This is a genomic window from Burkholderia sp. Ax-1720 (genome assembly GCF_011753035.1).
In the GTDB taxonomy this organism is placed as follows: domain Bacteria; phylum Pseudomonadota; class Gammaproteobacteria; order Burkholderiales; family Burkholderiaceae; genus Burkholderia; species Burkholderia gladioli.
This window is the reverse complement of sequence record NZ_VWWK01000023.1, coordinates 13,423-32,363: the sequence shown is the minus strand read 5'-3', so window position 1 is coordinate 32,363 and position 18,941 is coordinate 13,423. Positions and strand designations below refer to the sequence as shown.

5 protein-coding genes are annotated in these 18,941 nt (G+C 67.1%); all 5 read left to right on the top strand.

What is annotated here, in order from left to right; translation table 11 throughout:
* Positions 1–50 precede the first annotated feature (50 nt).
* The 5 genes from F3J18_RS10210 (at position 51) to F3J18_RS10190 (ending at position 18,556) form a co-directional block, all read left to right on the top strand.
* A complete protein-coding gene (locus F3J18_RS10210) occupies positions 51–671 on the top strand; it encodes a lytic transglycosylase domain-containing protein (protein WP_240154528.1) in 621 nt (206 codons plus the stop codon).
* A 219-nt stretch (positions 672–890) separates the two neighbouring features.
* Entirely contained in the window at positions 891–2,078 is a 1,188-nt protein-coding gene (locus F3J18_RS10205) for a tetratricopeptide repeat protein (RefSeq protein WP_167230895.1), read from the top strand.
* 342 nt (positions 2,079–2,420) lie between these two features.
* Complete coding sequence (locus tag F3J18_RS10200) at positions 2,421–14,735, top strand: Ig-like domain-containing protein (RefSeq protein WP_166912736.1); 12,315 nt, start codon at positions 2,421–2,423, stop codon at positions 14,733–14,735.
* 228 nt (positions 14,736–14,963) lie between these two features.
* Positions 14,964–17,315 (top strand): type I secretion system permease/ATPase, encoded by a 2,352-nt coding sequence (locus F3J18_RS10195; RefSeq protein WP_166912735.1) that lies wholly within the window; start codon positions 14,964–14,966, stop codon positions 17,313–17,315.
* Positions 17,312–18,556, top strand: coding sequence for an HlyD family type I secretion periplasmic adaptor subunit (locus tag F3J18_RS10190; protein ID WP_166912734.1), 1,245 nt, complete (start codon positions 17,312–17,314; stop codon positions 18,554–18,556). Before F3J18_RS10195 ends, F3J18_RS10190 begins: the two co-directional genes overlap by 4 nt.
* The last annotated feature ends 385 nt before the right edge of the window (positions 18,557–18,941 follow it).

The following is an 18,941-nucleotide window of genomic DNA, read 5'->3' as shown; positions in this document are numbered from 1 at the left end:
GGTCGGCGGCGGTCGGGAAGGGTTGCCGGCGGCGGCTTGTCCGGCTCGTGATGATCGCCTCGCTTGCATGCGGAGCCGGGGAAGCGGGTGCCGGCGGCGTGATGATGATCGTCGGCGGCATGCGCGACGCCGCGCGCTCGGCAAGTGCGCCGACGCGCGGCGTGATGCTGACGTTCGATACCGGAAACCCGCTGCCGGATGCCGCCCGGGATCTTCACACCTCTTTGCGCGTGATGGCGCTCGCGCCGCTGGTCGGCGATATCGCGCACGCCTGCGGGCTCGACGCTGCGCTGCTGCTGGCCGTCATTCATGCCGAATCGGCGGGCGACCCTCGGGTGATTTCGCCGAAGGGGGCGGTCGGCCTGATGCAGTTGATGCCCGCCACGGGGGCGCAATACGGCCTGAGCGACCCGTTCGATGCCAGGCAGAACATCCTGGCCGGCGCCCGTTTCCTCGGCGGCCTGCTGCAACGCTATCGCGCGCGCGAACTCGCGCTGGCCGCGTACAACGCCGGCGAGGGCGCCATCGCCCGCCATGGCGGACGGATTCCACCTTACGACGAGACACGGGCTTATGTCGCGAAGGTGCTCCGCCTTCACGCGCGTTATGCGCGAGGCGGCGAGGCCGCGTGGCGGGCGGGTTCCGCGTCCACCGGCCGTTGCGGCTCCTGACAGTCCCTTGATGTCCGATCGCCGTCGCGGCGGTGGCTGCCGCGGCGTTCGCCTTTCCTGTCTGCCAGGCGCCGTATCGGCGCACCGGCGCTTCTTCGGAGCCTTGAGATGAATTCACGATTTCCCGTTTACGGCAACCCGCGTCGCGCTTCGCTGCCGCGCGCCGGCGGCGCGGCCGGCAAGCGCCTGCGCGAGCTGGCCGGCGAATTTCGCGCCGCGATGGCCGCCGGCCGCTATCGCGCCGCGCGACAGTTGGCCGAGCGCGCGTTGGCGCTGGCACCCGGCAACCCGACCGTGCTGGGCGACTATGCGCTGTGCCTGATGCGCGAAGGCCGTCATGAAGACGCCTATCGTGTCTATCGCGGCATCGAGGCGCTGGAACCGGCGCGCCAGCAGCAACTCGCGCCGACCTGGATCGACGGCCTCGCCGAAGCATGCGGGTGGCTCGGCAAGCACGACGAACTGCGCCGCTACGGATATCGCTCGCTGGCGGCCGCCGACGCGCGCTTCTCCGTCCGTCGTCAGTGGGCGGTACCGCCGGGTCGGCCGACGCCTTTCGATTCCCGGCAGCCCGAGCGGAACGTGATCGCCTACAGCCTGTACGGCGCGAAGCCGCGCTATTGCGAAACGCTGGTCATGAATGCCCGGATCGTCGGTGAGCTGTTTCCGGCATGGACCTGCCGCGTTTATCACGACGACACGGTGCCGGATCATGTCCGCAGCCGACTGAAGGCGGCGGGCGCGACGCTAATCCGGGTGGACGACGCGCTACGCCTGGCCATGCCGGGCACGATGTGGCGCTTTCTCGTGCTCGACGATCCGGCGGTGGCGCGCTTCATGATCCGCGACGCGGACGCGCTCCTGTCCGAACGCGAGCCCGCCGCGATCGAGGCCTGGCTCGACAGCGGACGCTGGTTCCACCACATGAGGGATTACTTCACGCATACCGAGCTGTTGCTGGCCGGCATGTGGGCCGGCTGCCGCGGCGTGTTCCCGCCGATCGCGCCGCTGATGGCCGACTTCGTGCGCAGTTGCCCGGACGAGCGCAGGTTCACCGACCAGTACTTCCTGCGCGCCGTGTTGTGGCCGACGATCCGCGACAGCGTGCTCAATCATGACGAGCTGTTCGGATTCCACGATGCGCGCCCCTTTCCTGCGCATCCGCCGGTGCGCTGGCGCGACGTCGAATTCCACGTGGGCAGCAATGCGAGCTATCGCGCCGTCGGCGGCCCCAGTGCGCTTGCCGACGGCGCCATGCAGACGGTGACTCTCGATGACGGCACGAATGGATCGCTTCGTTACGACGCGATCGTGCGCGATGGCCAATGGTCTCTCGAGTTGCCGTTCTTCCTGATCGAGGCTTTCGAGAGAGGCGACTTGTCAGTCTCCGTGCCAATCATTGCCTGATATCGGCAAGGGTAATTTTTCATAAATCTCATAATAAAAACATGCCAATAACCATTCATAAGAAATGGATTGAATCTTGAGAATAGCGGATTAAGCCGTTTCCTTACGATTTTGTTGGCTGTCAATCATCGATTCGGCATTGCTGCGGAAGGCATGAAGAGGGCTTGTCGATATTTTTCCTGCTCTGACGAGTCAGCTTGTTGAGACACGGCGTTTCTATCGAGAATTTGTTGTCGTTTTTACGGGAAGGCCGCTGAATTCATAAATAAAAATCCAATATCCAGTGGAATCGTGTTTGTGAGTTATTCAGTCGATGTTCGACAATCAATCAAGGAATTGACCGTGAGTAATCATGTCATCAAGCTCGCCGCAGTCAGCGGCAAGACCATTACCCAAACGATCGAATTGCAGCCGGGCGTGGCGGGTGCGCCGGCAAGCCTGGATGCGGTGGCGAACGGCAAGTTCGTGCTGATCGACGAATCGACCGGCCTGGCTCCGCGCCAGGTGGCCGTGAAGCGCGTCGGCCAGGATCTGCATATCGGCCTGGAGGGCGCAAGCGCGGATCAGCCCCAGGTCGTCATCGAGAATTACTACGGCTCGGGCTCCCAGCTTGTCGGCGAGGCGGAAGGGGGGCAGTACTACGAATATGCGGTGTCGTCGAACGCGAATTCGGGCGCGGCCTTGTCGTCGCTTGCCGAGGATGCGGGCGCGTCGGTCGAGCTGAGTCAATCGAGCCTGCCGCCCGGCTTCGCCGACACCATGGCGGCCGCGCCGGGGGCGGGTGCCCTCGGTCTCGGCACGCTCGGCGCCATCGGCGCGGCCTTCGCGGTGCCGGCGGCGGTGCTCGCCGGCGGCCTGGTCGACAGCGCGCGCGGCAAGGACAGTGCCGTCGACGATCGGCCGACCGAACATCCGCAGACGAAGGCCGGCCCGGCCGCGCCGCTGCTCACCGGCGTCTACGACGACGAAGGCCCGCAACTCAAGGCGATTCCGGACGGCGGCTATACCGAGGACATCACGCCGGTCTTCAAGGGACAAGGGCACACGCCCGGCGACTCGATCGAAATCTGGAACGGCAGCGAGCGGCTCGGCCGTACCACCGTCGACGCCGAGGGCAACTGGTCCTTGTCCCTCGACGACGCGCTGGTCGGCGGCACCTATACGTTCTCGATCGTCGAGGTCGACTCGCTCGGCCACGCGAGCGATCCCACCCAGTTCACGATGACGGTCGACACCTCGCCGCCGAGCCGGCCGCTGATCGATCGCGTGGTCGACGACGTCGATCCGCACGTCGGCATCGTCAACCGCAACGAGGCAACCAACGATACGCGTCCGACCATCGAGGGGCGCGGCAAGATCGGCTCGATCGTCTACGTTTACGACAACGGGGGTTCCGAGGCGATCGGTAGCGTGAAGATCGGCGAGAGCGGTACCTGGTCGTTCCGCGTGCCGGACGAACTGAGTGAGGGCAGCCACGGTTTCACCGCGCAGGCGCAGGACCATCTGGGCCGCAAGAGCAGCATGTCGAAGCCCTACACGGTCGATATCGACACCACGCCGCCGGCCCAGCCGACGATACTTCAGGTGGTCGACCATGTCGGCTCCATCCAGGGCGCGCTCGAGAATCACGCGGTGAGCGACGATCCGAAGCCGGTGTTGTCGGGGCAGGCCGAGGCCGGCTCGATCGTGGCGATATACGACGGGGACACCCGAATCGGATCGGTCGTCGCCGGTTCCAGCGGCGCCTGGACCTTCACGCCGCGCGCGCCGCTGCCCGAGGGCGAGCATGTGCTGACGGTGAGCGCGGAGGACGAGGCGGGCAACGTCAGCGTGCCCAGCGAGCCATTCGTCCTCGAGGTCGATGTGACGCCGCCGGCGCCGCCGGTGATCGTCGAGGTGGTCGACAAGGTCGGGACCGAGACGGGCCCCCTGAATCCGCACGACATCACGGATGACGCGCAGCCGGACTTGAAGGGCACGGCCGAGGCCGGCAGCCTCGTGCTGATCTACGACACGGTATTCGGCAAGCAGGTACTGCTCGGCAGCGTGGTGGCCGATGCCGACGGCAACTGGGCGTTCCAGCCTTCGTCGCCCTTGCCGGAGGGCGACCACCGGCTGACCATGATCGCGCGCGATGCGGCCGGCAATGAAAGCGAGGCCAGCGACGGGTTCGACTTCACCTTGCAGGTTGGCGGCGTGCCGGTCATGGCGTCGATCACCGGCGTGTTCGATGCGGTCGAGCCTCACGTTGGCAACGTCGAGAAATTCGGCGTGACGAACGATTCGCAGCCGACCGTGATCGGTACCGCGGCGGCGGGCAGTATCGTCCAGATCTTCATGGACGGCAGGAACGTGGCCAGCACGACCGCGGACGAACTGGGCCGCTGGACGTACCGTCCCGAGGCTCCGCTCGCGGATGGCTCGCACATGTTCGCTGTATCCGCGCCGGCGCCCAACGGCGGCGGGACCTCGCAGACCGGTGAATACCCGATCGTGGTCGATACCACGCCGCCCGCCGCCTCGATGAACGAGGTCCTGGTGGATGGCGTGGGTGACGTGACGGGGCCGATCGCCAACGGCGCGACGACGGACGACGCCTCGCCGATCTACACCGGCCGTGCCGAAGCGGGAGCGATCGTGACGATCCACGACGGCGGCCAGGTGATCGGCTCGACCGTGGTGGGCGAGGACGGCAACTGGACCTTCCGTTTCCCGCAGGCGCTGGCGGATGGCCCGCATCGCCTGTCGACGACGGTGACGGACCGGGCCGGCAACAGCAGCGCACACGGCGAAGCGCATGAGTTCACGGTGGACACCAGCCAGCTGGCGATCACGATCACCCAGGTGGTCGACCATGTGGGTGTGTCGCAAGGCGCCTTGCAGTCCGGCCAGCCGACCGACGACCAGCAGCCGGAGGTGATGGGCAAGGCGCGCGCGAATTCGCTGGTGAAGGTGTATGTGGATGGAGAGGCGGCCGGCTCGACGCAGGCGGACGCCAATGGCAACTGGTCGCTGAAGCTGCCGGATGCGCTGTCCGAAGGCAAGCATGCGATCACGGCGAGCTCGACCACGGACGGCACGGAAAGCGAACAGACCAAGCCGTTCACGCTGAATGTGGACATCACGCCGCCGGCGCAGCCGGTGATCGAATCGGTGCAGGACGACGTCGGGGCCGTGCAGACCCCGGTCGAGAACCACGGCGTGACGGACGACACGACGCCGACGCTGAAAGGCAGGGCCGAGGCGAACGCGCTGGTGACGATCCATGATGGCGGCACGGCGATCGGCTCGACCTTTGCCGACAACAACGGCCACTGGTCCTTCACGCCCCCGGTGAGCCTGTCCGACGGCGAGCACGATTTCACGGCCACGGCGCGCGACGCGGCCGGCAACGAGAGCGCGGCGAGCGACATCTATGCGGTGAACATCGATACCTCGGGCCCCGGGCGCGTCGTGATCACCGACGCGCTGGACGATCAGGCGCCGCAGACGGGCTCCGTGCCCGACGGCGGGGATACCAACGACACCAGCCCGACCTTGCAGGGGACGGCCAAGCCGGGCTCGACCGTGACGATTCTCGACAACGGCGCCGTGCTGGGCTCGACCACGACCGACGCTTCAGGCAATTGGAGCTTCACGCCGGATCGGCAGCACCCGCTGTCCGAAGGGCGGCATGTCCTGACGGCTCACTCGAAGGACTTGTCCGGAGCGAAAAGCGAGCTGTCCGGGCCTTACGAACTGAACGTCGATACCACCCCGCCAGGCAAACCGTCGATCACGGAAGTGCACGACCAGGCGGGCGAGGAAACGGGCTTGCTCAAGCCGAACGACGTCACGGACGACGCGCAACCGGTACTGAAGGGCCAGGCCGAGTCGAACAGCCTGGTGATGGTCTACGACACGGTTTTCGGCAGGCAGGTGCTGCTCGGCAGCGCGCGCGCCGATGCCGACGGCAACTGGACGTTCCGGCCGGCCTCGCCGCTGCCCGAGGCGCCGTCGATCGTCGACGTGATCGACGATGTCGGCACGGTGACCGGATCGATCGCCCGGGATGAAACGACCGACGATACGCGGCCGACGCTGAAGGGCACCGCGGAGCCGGGCAGCATCGTGTTTGTCGAGGATCGGATCAACGGCGCGACCGCCTTTGTGGGCTCGGCCTTGGTCGACGCGGATGGCAATTGGACCTTGCGGCCCGACACGCCGCTCAAGAACGGCGATCACCAGTTCGAGGCGATGGCGCAGGATGCGGCCGGCAACGAAAGCGTGGCGAGCGAGGTCTATGGCATCACGGTGATGCAGGGCGTGCCGAGCGCGCCGGCGATCACGGGCGTGACCGACGCAGTCGAGCCGAAGATCGGTCATGTCGAGCCGAACGGCGCGACCAACGACGCCCAGCCCACCGTCAACGGCACCGCCATGCCCGGGCAGATTGTGCATGTGTCGATCGACGGCAAGGAAGTCGGCACGGCGATCGCCACGTCCACCGGCCAATGGTCCTATCGTCCGACCGCGCCGCTGCCGGACGGCGAGCACACGTTCAGCGCCAGGGCGGAGGGTGCCGACGGCCAGCTCAGCGAGTCGACCGGCCCGTACCCTGTCCTGATCGATACCATCGCGCCGTCCGTGTCCCTCAACGAAGTGCTGTTTGACGACGTCGGCGTGCTGCACGGGCCGATCGCCAACGGCACCACCACCGACGATGCGACGCCGGCCTACAGCGGCCGCGCGGAAATCGGCGCGATCGTGTCGATCTACGACGGCGTCAAGCTCATCGGCTCAACCATCGTGAAGGCCGACGGGAGTTGGCAGTTCCGTGTCAGCGAGCCGCTGGAGGATGGCGCCCACAGCCTCTCGACGACGGTGACCGATCGCGCGGGCAATGTCAGCGGTCATGGCAAGCCGATCAACTTCACCGTGGATACCAGCAAGGTGCCGATCGCGATCGACCAGGTGGTCGACCATGTGGGCGAGGTGCAGGGCGCCCTGCAGCCGGGGCAGACGACCGACGATCGGCAGCCGGAAATTCGCGGCAAGGCAGGCGCCAACGCGATCGTGAAGGTGCTGGTCGACCAGCAGGTCGTCGGGTCGGTACAAGCCGACGAGAAGGGTCAGTGGTCCTTGACCTTGCCGAACCCGCTCGCCGAGGGGGACCACCGGATCACCGCGACGGCAACCACGAACGGCGTCGAGAGCCCGCCGACCGCTCCGTTCGATCTGACGGTCGATATCACCGCGCCGGATCGTCCGAGCATCGATGCCGTGCGCGACGACGTGGGTGCCGTGCAGGGCTTGATCGCGAACGGCGGCGCCACCGACGACGCCACGCCGTCCCTGAGCGGGCGCACGGAAGCGGGTGCCCTGGTGGTGATCAGCGACGGCGGGCAGCCGATCGGCTCGACCCTGGCGGACACGAACGGCAACTGGTCGTTCACGCCGGGCCGGCCGCTGGCTGACGGCGAGCATCGCTTCACGGTGACCGCGCGCGATCCCGCCGGCAACCTGAGCGAGCCGAGCGAGGCCTTCGTCATGCTGCTGGACACCTCGGCACCGCGGCAGCCGAGCATCGCGGAGGTGATCGACGCCGTCGGCGATGTGACTGGCCCCTTGCAGCAGGGCGAGACGACGGACGACGCCCAGCCGCTCGTGAAAGGCCTGGCCGAGCGCGACAGCGTGGTGTTGATCTACGACACGGTGATGGGAACGAAGCTGCTGATCGGCAGCGCACGGGCCGATGCCGACGGCAACTGGTCGTTCCGTCCGCAAGCGCCGTATGCGCCGCTGGTCGATGGCGATCATCACCTGAGCGCGGTGGCGACCGACAAGGCCGGGAACCGGAGCGAGCCGAGCGACGGCTTCGATTTCACCGTGCTGGTAGGCGGCGTGCCGACTGCCCCGGCGATCTCGGGCGTCTTCGATGCCGTGGCACCGCATGTCGGCCATGTCGAGCAATCGGGCGTGACCAACGACACACGGCCGACCGTGATGGGTACGGCGCCCGCCGGGCAGTTGGTCCATGTGCGTCTGGACGGCAAGGAGATCGGAACGGTCCAGGCCGACGCGAACGGCCGCTGGTCGTTCCGTCCCGAGACGCCGTTGAGCGACGGCGAGCACCGCTACACGGCCGTTGCGGAAGTGTCGAACGGCAAGCTGAGCGACGAGACGGGGGCATACACGATCGTCGTCGATACCACACCGCCGGCCGTCGCGACCGAGCTGTCGCTGATCGACGGCGTGGGCCCGGCGACCGGGCCGATCGTAGCCGGCGGCGTTACCGACGACGCCACGCCGACCTATAGCGGCAAGGCCGAGCCGGGTGCGATCGTGACGATCTACGACGGTGACCAGGCGATCGGTTCGGGCGGCAGCCTGATCGCCGAAGGCGCGGACGGGCAGTACTACTCGTACGACGGGGCATCGATCGGGGTTTCGACGCTGGCCGACGATGCCGTCGCGACGCTTGCCCTGCCCGGCGCGACGGCGCCCGAAGCCGCCGCCGGCAATGCCGCCGGCGGGCCTGACTGGACCCCGCTCGGAATTGGCGCGCTCGGTCTTGCTGCCTTGGCTGCGGGTGTGGCGGTGGCATCGTCGGGATCCTCGAACTCGGTGCGATCTATCCCGGGTGATGCGGCGGCGCGTGACGACATGGCCGGCGCTCCCGCGATCCGTTACCTGCTTGCCGATGCGGAAGGCGGCGGGCGTATCGAGAGCACGGGCATGACAAACGATCCGCGCCCGTCCCTGGTCGGCACGGGGAACACGCCGGGGGATGCGATTCTCGTTTATGTCGACGGCAGCCTGGCCGGCGCGACGACGGTGGCGCCCGACGGTAGCTGGTCATTCCCGATCCCCGCCGAGCAGCCGTTGACGGCCGGCGAGCACAGCCTGAGCGCGATCGAGGTCGCCGAGAACGGCAAAGGCGGTCCGGCCTCCGATCCTTTCGCCGTGGTGATCGGGCCGGCGGTGCCGAGCCGTCCGCTGTTCGATTGGGTGATCGACGATGTCGAGCCGAGCATCGGCATCGTGAATCGGGGCGAGGCGACCAATGACGCGACACCGACGCTGAAAGGGCGCGGGGAAATCGGCACCGTCGTGCTGGCCTACGACAACGGGGCCGCCGAGCCGATCGGCAGTACCAGGATCGACGCGAGCGGAACCTGGTCGATCGCGATCGCCGCGCCGCTCGCTGACGGCGATCACCATTTCAGCGTGGTATCGGTCAATCGCCTCGGCAACAGCAGCGCGCCGTCGCGCGACTACCTCGTCACTGTCGACACCACCCCGCCGCCCCGGCCGGTGATCGAGGCCGTGCACGACGACGTGGGTCCGCTGACGGGCCTGGTCCCGGATCACGGCATGACCGACGATGCGTCGCCGACCTTGTCAGGCAAGGCCGAAGCCGGCGCCATCGTGGTGGTGCGCGACGGCCTCGACGTCATCGGATCGAGCGTGGCGGATGGGGAGGGAAATTGGCGTTTCACGCCCGGATCGGCACTCGCCGAGGCCGAGCACGTGTTCACGGTGATTGCCCGGGACGCGGCGGGCAACAGCAGCATGCCGAGCGAGCCTCACACGATACGCATCGACGTATCCGGGCCAGGCACGGTCATGATCGTTCGCGTGATCGACGACGTGGAGCCGCACACCGGTGATGTGCCGAACGGCGGCTTTACGAACGATCCGCTGCCGGCCATGGAGGGTGTCGCCAAGCCGCATGCGCGCGTGACGATCCGGGACGGGAATACGGTGTTGGGCTCCGCGGTCGCCGACGAACAGGGCAACTGGCGCTTCGTGCCGGATGCCGGCCATCGGCTGGCCGAAGGTGCGCATACCTTGCTGGCGCAGTCGACGGATCCGCTCGGCCAGCAAAGCGAGCCGTCGGCGCCGTATTACCTCGTGGTCGATACCGTGCCGCCTGGGGCGCCGACCATCGACCTGGTCTTCGACGACGTGGGCAAGGAGCAAGGTGCACTTGCCAGTCACGACTTCACGGACGACGCCACGCCGACCCTGCAGGGCCGGGCCGAGGTGGGCGCCAAGGTGGAGATCTACGACGGCGGCCTGCTGATCGGTACGACCATGGCGAACCGCGGCGGTCGCTGGAGCTTCACGCCGTCCCGGCCGCTGGACGACGGCGCGCACGAGTTAACGGTGAAGGCGCGAGACGATGCCGGCAATCTCAGCATCGCGAGCGATGCCTTCGTGGTGAATGTCGATACCACCGGCTGGCACAAGCCGCCGCCGCCCGCCATCCTGGAGGTGATCGACGACGTTGGCCAGGAAACCGGGCCGCTGAAGCCCTACGATCGCACCGACGATGCGCAGCCGGTCATCAAGGGTAGCGCGTCGCCGCATGGCGTCGTGTTCGTGTTCGACAATGTGCTCGGCGTGACGCTGCAACTCGGCAGCACGCGGGCCGATGCCGGCGGCAATTGGCAATTCGAGCCGGCGCCGCCCCTGGCGCCGCTGGTCGATGGCGAGCACCGGCTCCAGGTGATCGTGCGCGATTCGTCCGGGAGCATCAGCGGGGCCAGCGAGGCGTTTCCCTTCACGGTGCTGGTGGGCGGTGTGGCGAGCGCCGCGGCTATCACGGGCGTGCTCGACGCCAAGCTGCCCGGCAGCGGGAATGTCCCGCACCAGGGCGTGACTGCCGATGAGAATCCGACCTTGATGGGGACGGCGCGGCCCGGCAGCGTCGTACACGTCTATCTCGACGGCGACGAGTTTGCCCGTGTGACGGCGGACGAGACGGGGCGCTGGTGGTTCCGTTCCGACAGCGCGCTGGCGCATGGCGAGCATCGCTTCACGGCGGCCGCGGAGAATGGCGACGGCACGCTCGGCGCGAGGACCGGCGAATTCCTCGTCGACATCGACATGGTCGCGCCGTTGCCGTCCAGCGGCATGTCCTTGCGCGACAACGTGGGGCCGGCACGAGGCGTCATCGCCGACGGCGGCAGGACCGACGACGCGACGCCTGTGTACAGCGGCCATGCCGAGCCGGGCGCGCTCGTGAAGGTCCTGGACGGCGACCAGGTGCTGGGCCAGACGCGGGTCCAGCCCGACGGCACATGGACGTTCCGGCCGCTCGCGCCGCTGGCTGAGGGGGCCCACAGCCTGTCGACCGTGGTGGTGGACGAAGCCGGTAACCCGAGCCCGCGCAGCGAGGCGATCGACTTCAGGGTGGACACCTCGGCGGCGCACAGCCTGCCCGGCATGATCGCGCTCCATCAGGTGCTCGGGCATCAGGGCCTGCTGCAGTCTGGTCAGCCGACCAGCGACGTCACGCCGGAAATCCGGGGCAGGGCGACGCCGGATTCTCTGGTCACGGTATTCGCGGACGGGGTGTCGTTGGGCTCGGTGCAGGCCGCATCCGACGGCAGTTGGTCCTTCTCGCCTTCCCATCCGCTGGCCGACGGCGAGTACCGGATCACGGCAAGCTCGGGAACCAGCCCGCAAAGCTGGGCGTTCGATCTGGTGGTCGACACCGAGCCGCCGGAAGTGGCGACGAACCTGAGGGTGTTCGGCAATCAGTCGGACCCGCTCGAACCCGACATGGGCACCATCAACACGATGGAGCAGTTCATGGGCAATGCCGAGCCTGGCGCGACGGTCACGGTCTACGACTACGATCGTGTCATCGGCTCGACGACCGCGGGTGCACATGGCCTTTGGGGTTTCGTGCCGGCGCAGCCCTATTCCCAAGGACGCCACAGTTTGACGGCGGTCGTGACGGACCAGGCCGGCAACAGCAGCGCGCGCAGCGAGCCCCATGAATTCCGGGTCCTGCCGGTCAAGAAGGGGCACAACGAAGCCTGGATCGACGGCGCCGAATGGAAGGATGGCGAGTTGCATTACGGGAGTTGGGCGCACGGCCGCGTGACATTGAAGGGATGGTCGACGAGCGACACCGTCACGCTGTACACCCAGGGGCAGTATTTTCCGGGGGGCCAAGAGTGGGTGAAGCAACGCACGTATCATGTGGACCGCGACGCGGATGGCCGGTTTTCTTTCGAGGTCAACTTCGGCCCGCTGTTCGATCCGATACGTCAGCCACAGCGCTTCCGTCTGGCGGCGGGGGCGCGGGATACACCGTCCCTGCAGACCTTCAAGCTAGTCTCGGCCTCGTTTCCGCCCGGCACATGGCTGTTGAACAAAGAGACCTTGACCGACAATGTCGGTTCTTCGCAAGGATACATCCGCCCCGATGGCGTGACTGACGACGCGATGCCGATCTATCGAGGCAGGGGTGAAAACCTCATCTACATGACCAATAAGGGCACGCTGGTCACGGTCTACGATGGCGATCAGGTGATCGGTCATACGCGTGTCAAGGCCGACAATACCTGGACATTTCGTCCGAGCGAACCTCTGGCGGACGGCCCTCACAGTTTCTCGGCCACCCTGTCCGATCCGGCGGGAAATACCACCGAGCGCAGCCTGGCACTCAACTTCACGGTCGATACCCGCTCCTTCGGCAACAGTAGCGGCGGCGATCCAGGCGGCGTTCTCGCGATCCAGTCCGTGATCGATCACGAGGGCGTGCTCGTGGGTGCGCTGCAGCCGGGCCAGGCGACCGACGAGCGGAGTCCGGAGATTGCCGGCGTGGCGCTCGCCAATTCGCTGGTGAAGGTGCGCGTGGACGGCAAGCAGGTCGGCAGCGTGCTGGCGGATGCCGATGGCCACTGGTCACTGATCCTGCCGGTTGCCTTGTCGGAGGGCCGGCACAACGTGACCGCGTCTTCGGTGGGGCTCGACGGCAAGACCATCACGACGGCGCCATTTTCCCTGGTGATCGATCTCACGCCGCCGGGCCGGCCGACCATCGATTCGGCCATGGACGACGTCGGTCCGATCCAGCGGCCGACTTCATCGGGCAGCCGCATCGACGACAAGACACCCGGCTTCACCGGCCGCGCCGAGCCCGGCTCGCTCGTGATCGTGCGCGATGGCGATACCGTGCTCGGCTCGACGCGGGCCGACGCGGCCGGCAAATGGACCTTCACCTCGATCGTGCGCCTGTTCGACGGCGAACATGTGTTCACCGTCGTCGCGCAGGACGCGGCCGGCCATTTCAGCGATCCGAGCGACGGCTTCAGGCTGGTCATCGACACCGAGGCGCCGCAGCCGCCCGCCATCACCATGGTGATGGACGACGTCGGCTCGCTGGTCGGCAACATCATGGAGTCGGGCGTCACCGACGATACGAAGCCGATGTTCGGGGGCGTGTCGGAGCCTTTCTCGATCGTCACGCTCGAGGCATTGATCGATGGCGAGCGGATCGTGCTCGGTTCAGCGCAGGCGGATGCGCAGGGTGCCTGGTCCGTGGTGCCCGACGAGGACATGGACAGCGGCGTCTACGAGGTGAGGGCCACCGCCGCCGACATCGCGGGTAACCTCAGCGAGCCGTCCGAACCTTATACGCTGCGCATCGATACCAGCCTGCCGCGCGAACCCCTGATCATCGACGTGATCGACGACGTCGGTGCCGATATCGGGCCGCTCAATCACGACGGCAGCAGCGTGACCGACGACGCGCGGCCGCTGGTCAAGGGCATCGCCGATGCCGACGCGCTCGTCTACCTGTATGACAGGTTGGGCACGATGGTGGTCGGGATCGGCAGTACCAGGGCCGATGCGCTTGGTAATTGGTGGTTCGAGCCGGCCGGGGATCTGCTCGACGGCCCGCATGAGATCACGGCTCGCGTAATCGGCGTGACGGGTGTTCTCAGCAACCCCAGCGAGCCGTTCCGTTTCAAGGTCGACACGGCCGTGCCGCCGCCGCCGCCCGAGCCGGCCATTACCGCCATCCATGATGATGCCCACCATATCGTCGCGCCCAATGGTTCGACGGATGCTCTGCGACCGCATATCGTCGGCACGGCGGCGGCCGGCTATCTGGTCTATCTCTACGAGAACGCGCAGGACCTGATCGGCTCGGTGCACGCCGATGGGCACGGCCGCTGGTCCTACGTTCCGGATCACGATCTGGACGAAGGTGTCCACGCGTTCTCGGTGATCGCGGAAGGGCCGAACGGAGAAATGCTGGGGCCGAGCAATATGTATGTGATCGAGATCGAGGATGCCTGGTATCGACTGGATACGCTGTTCGCCTCGCCGCCGATCGATGACGCCGCGACCGACGCCGCGATGCATGCCACCGCTCGCGAGGTTCCACCGGAGCGACATGTCGCGGATGCGGCAAGCGCCGCGCATGAGGTGCCGGCGGTCGCGGGAGCACCGGTCACGTCGGCGCGATTGCACGGCGAGGATGCGCCCGATGTCGGTCGACCGGGCAGCCAGCCCATCGCCGAGGCGGTTCGGCCGGAAGCACAGGTGTCGCCGCATGTCCGTGACGCCGCCGACGGCGTCGAGCCGGCATGGCTCGACAGGGCGGCTCATGCTGATCGGCCGGATGCGCTGAAGCTGTCGCTGTCCGATCTGCTGCAGGACGGTTCGCCGGACCTGTTTCCCGCTAACGGCAGCCTGGAGAAGCCGGCAACGGGCGCGGCCGATTTACCGGGACTGGCGAGCGACCTATCCGACCCACGCACGTCGAACGATGCAGCAGGTGCCGTCATGCCCCATCTCTCCCACGACAACGGCGTGCCGCAGCTGGACTGGTCCGTCTTGCACGGCATCGACATCCATCCCACCTGAGGTTTCTCCGGCCGCCCGATCGACGCGCAACTGCAAGCAGTTGCGCGTTTTCTGACCGGTCAGCTTTCTGTGATCGGCCACGCTCCTCAGAATCCTCTGACGAATTTCACGTATTCAGGCTACTTCGCGTTGTGAGGGTACACGGTCGGCAGGCTTTCGCTGCTCCGCGCGCGTCGTGGGCGGCCAAGGTCGGTTTCGTTGCTTTCCGCCGCGTCGGGAGAAAGCAGCATGACCGCGAACACCTTGTCCGGCGGGGCAAACCAGCAGGATGCGATACCCAGGAGCGAAGCGACCTACCAGGACAGCCTGCTGGACTGCGTGAGCTGGCTTTGCGAGCACTATGGCTTCGGCAAGAGCCGCGATGCCATGACGGCCGGCTTGCCCAAGTTCGGCTTCCTGGCCCCGACGATGGTGATCGACGCATTCGCCAACGCCGGCATGCAGGCCGGGATGGTCGAGCGCGAGCTGCGGATGTTGCCGGGCCATCTGATGCCGATGCTGCTGATCCGCAAGGACAAGGGCGGCTGTGTCCTGCTCGGCGTGCGGCGCGATACGGAGTCCGAGCGCCGCGGTGCGCTGCTCTGCCAGGTCTGGATGCCGGAGATCGCGGGCGGGCCCGTCGAGTACAGCGACGAACAGCTCGCCGAACTCTATGGCGGTTTCGCGGTGCTCGTGAAGCCGGCCGCCAAGGTCGACATGCGCGCCGGCGAGCTCACTCCCGAGCCGCTCGGCCACTGGCTGACCCGCACCATCTGGCGCTATCGCCGCTTCTACTACAGCGCGGGCATCGGCGCCGTGCTGATCAACGTGCTGGGCCTGGCGTCGATCTTCTTCACCATGAACGTCTACGACCGCGTGGTGCCGAACCAGGCCTTCATCACGCTCTGGTCGCTGGCGATCGGCGTGGTGATCGCGATGGTGTTCGAGGGTATCTCGCGTCATACGCGAGCTCACCTGATCGACGCCGCCGGCAAGAAGGCGGACCTGGTGATGGGCAGCATGTTGTTCCGCAAGGCCTTGTCGATCCGCATGGAGCATCGGCCGCAGTCCTCCGGCTCGTTCGCGAACCAACTGCGCGAGTTCGAATCCGTGCGTGATTTCGCCACCTCGGCCACCTTGTCGGCCGTCACAGATTTGCCCTTCGTGCTGATGTTCGCCGGCGTGATCTTCGCGGTGGGCGGGCCGCTCGGCTGGATCCCGACCATGATGATCCCGATCATCGTCGGCATCAGCGTAGCCGTGCAGTGGCCGCTCGCGCGCGCGATGAAGGAGAACCTGCGCGAGGCCTCGCTCAAGCAAGGCGTGCTGATCGAATCCATCGAAGGCCTCGAGACGCTGAAGGCGGTCGGCGGCGAGGGCTACATGCAGAAGCGCTGGGAAACCTTCAGCGCGATGCAGGCGGCCACCTCGCAGCGCACCAAGGCACTCTCCTCGCGCGCCATGACGATCGTGCAGTTCCTGCAGCAGGTGCAGACGGTCGTGTTGATCGTCACCGGGGTCTACCTGATCACCGAAGGACGCCTCACCCAGGGTTCCCTGATCGCCTCGGTGATGCTGGCCGGGCGCGCCACCGCGCCGCTCAATGCGGTGATGGGGCTCGCGCTGCGCTTCCAGCAGGCCAAGGCCGCCTTCGAATCGCTGAACCGCCTGATGGACATGCCGTCCGAGCGCGATCCGAGCCGCGAATACCTGGCCGATCCTCCCCTCGCGGGACGCGTCGAGCTCAAGGCGCTGCGCTTCGCCTATCCGGCGCCGCCGATGCAACCCAATCCCGAGATCCTCAAGGGAATCCACCTTGCCATCGATCCCGGCGAGCGCGTGGCCGTGCTCGGGCGCATCGGCAGCGGCAAATCCACCCTGTTGCGCATGATGGGCCGCATGTACATGCCGACCCAGGGCGCGATGTTCCTCGGCGGCCTCGCGGTCGAGCAGATCGATCCGGCCGATTGGCGGCGCGCGGTCGGCTACGTCGGGCAGGACGTGCGCCTGTTCTATGGCTCGCTGCGCCAGAACGTGATGATCGCGCGGCCCGACGCCACCACCGGGGAATTGCTGCGCGTGCTGAAGCTGACAGGGCTCGACGAGGTGGCGGCCCGGCACCCGATGGGCGTGAACCTGCCGATCGGCGAGGGTGGCGCGGGCCTGTCCGGCGGACAGCGGCAACTGGTTGCCCTTGCGCGCACGCTGCTCGGCCGGCCGCAACTGCTGCTGTTCGACGAACCTACCAGCGCGATGGACACGCAGACCGAGGCCGCCTTCATCGCCCACCTCGCACGCGCCACGCAAGGGCAGACGCTGGTGGTGGTCACGCACCGGCCGTCGATGCTGGCGCTGGTCGAGCGCATCGTGGTGGTCGAGGATGGCCGGATCGTGGCGGACGGGCCCAAGGAGACGATTCTTGCCCGGCTCGCCGGCCAGCACGAAGGCACGCCCGATTCCGGCGCGCATGATGCGGCCCCGGTACCCGCGGCGGCGTCTGCACGGCCCGCTCGCACCATTCGGATGCGGCCCGTGCGCGAGGCGGATGCAACGCGTCCCGCGGCGCAGGCGCCGAACGAGCCGATGGAGGGCAGCGCATGATTTCGAAGCGCAAGTGGTGGCGCCGCGGCGACAAGCCGACGATGAGCAAGGCCGAGCTCGAGTACATGAGCGACATGCGCGTGGCCTTGCTCACGCAGTCGTCACCGGGCTCGAAGCTGATGCTCCATGTGCTGGCCATGCTGCTCGTCGCGTTCCTGATCTGGGCCCGGTTCGCGCGCGTGGAGGAGATCACGCAGGGCGAGGCCACCGTCATTTCGCGCAGTCGCGAGCAGGTGATCCAGAGCCTCGAAGGCGGCATCCTGGAAGAGATGAACGTGCGCGAGGGCGATATCGTCAGGAAAGGCCAGATGCTGCTGAAGATCGACCCGACCCGCGCGCAGACCAGCTACCGCGAGGCCTATTCGAAGGCGGTGGGGTTGAAGGCGACGCTGGCGCGGCTGCGCGCGGAGGCGTTTTCGCAGCCGCTGGTGTTTCCGCCGGAGGTACGCGGCGAGACCGAGGTCGTGCAGATGGAAACCAAGGCCTACAACTCGCGGCGGCACGCACTCGACGAGTCCATCGCCGCGCTGGAACGCAGCTACGCGCTGCAGCAGAAGGAAATCGAGCTGGCCGAGCCGCTGGCCGCCAAGGGCCTGATGTCCGACGTCGAGCTGCTGCGCATGAAGCGCACCGCGAACGAGTTGAAGTCGCAGATGGTCGAGCGCCGCAATCGCTACCAGGCCGATGCGAATTCCGAGCTGACGAAGCTGGAGCTGGAGCTCGCGCAGACCAACGAGTCGCTGGTCGGCCGCCGCGATGTGCTGTCGCGCACCAGCGTGGTGGCGCCGGTCTACGGCACCGTGAAGAACGTGCGCGTGAATACGATCGGCGGGGTGATCCAGCCCGGCGAGCACATACTCGAAATCGTGCCGCTGGAAGATCAACTGCTGGTCGAAGGCAAGATCAAGCCGTCGGACGTGGCTTTCCTGCGGCCGGGGCAGCCGGCGATGGTCAAGATCACCGCCTACGACTTCGGCATCTATGGCGGGTTGAAGGGCAAGGTGAGCTATATCAGCCCCGACACGCTGAAGGATGACGCCAAGGCCGCCGCCGGCAAGGATGCGACCTTCTACCGTGTGCAGGTGCTGACCGACCGCGCTTATCTGGAGGCCGGCGGCAAGCAACTGCCGATCATGCCGGGGATGATCGCGCGCGTCGAGATCCGTACCGGCGAAAAGACCATTCTTGATTTCCTGCTGAAGCCGATCTTCAAGGCACAGGAAGCCTTCCGGGAGCGATGAGCCATGGCAGCCACTAAACCGAGCCGTGAGCCGCTGGTGGGCGATGGCTTGTTGACCGACCTGCCCTTGCGTCGAACGACGCTTTCGCTGCTGCTGGCGACCGGCGTGTTCGCGGGATCGCACGTGGCCGAGGCGGCCGCCGCGACCCGGCCGGCGGATGCCACGAAAGCCCGGCTTGGCGATGTGCCGCTACGCACCGATCCCGTCGACACGGTTTTGACGATTTCCCTGTCCGACGATGACGTGAGCGGCCTCGACGATGCCGAACTGGCGGCTCGCCGGCTGCGGCGGGAGGCGCGTACCGAGCGTGCCCTCAGGATTGCCGCGCTATGGCAGCAGCGGCGTGTGGCGAAGGCGCACGAGTCGACCGCGCGCGGCGGGAGCG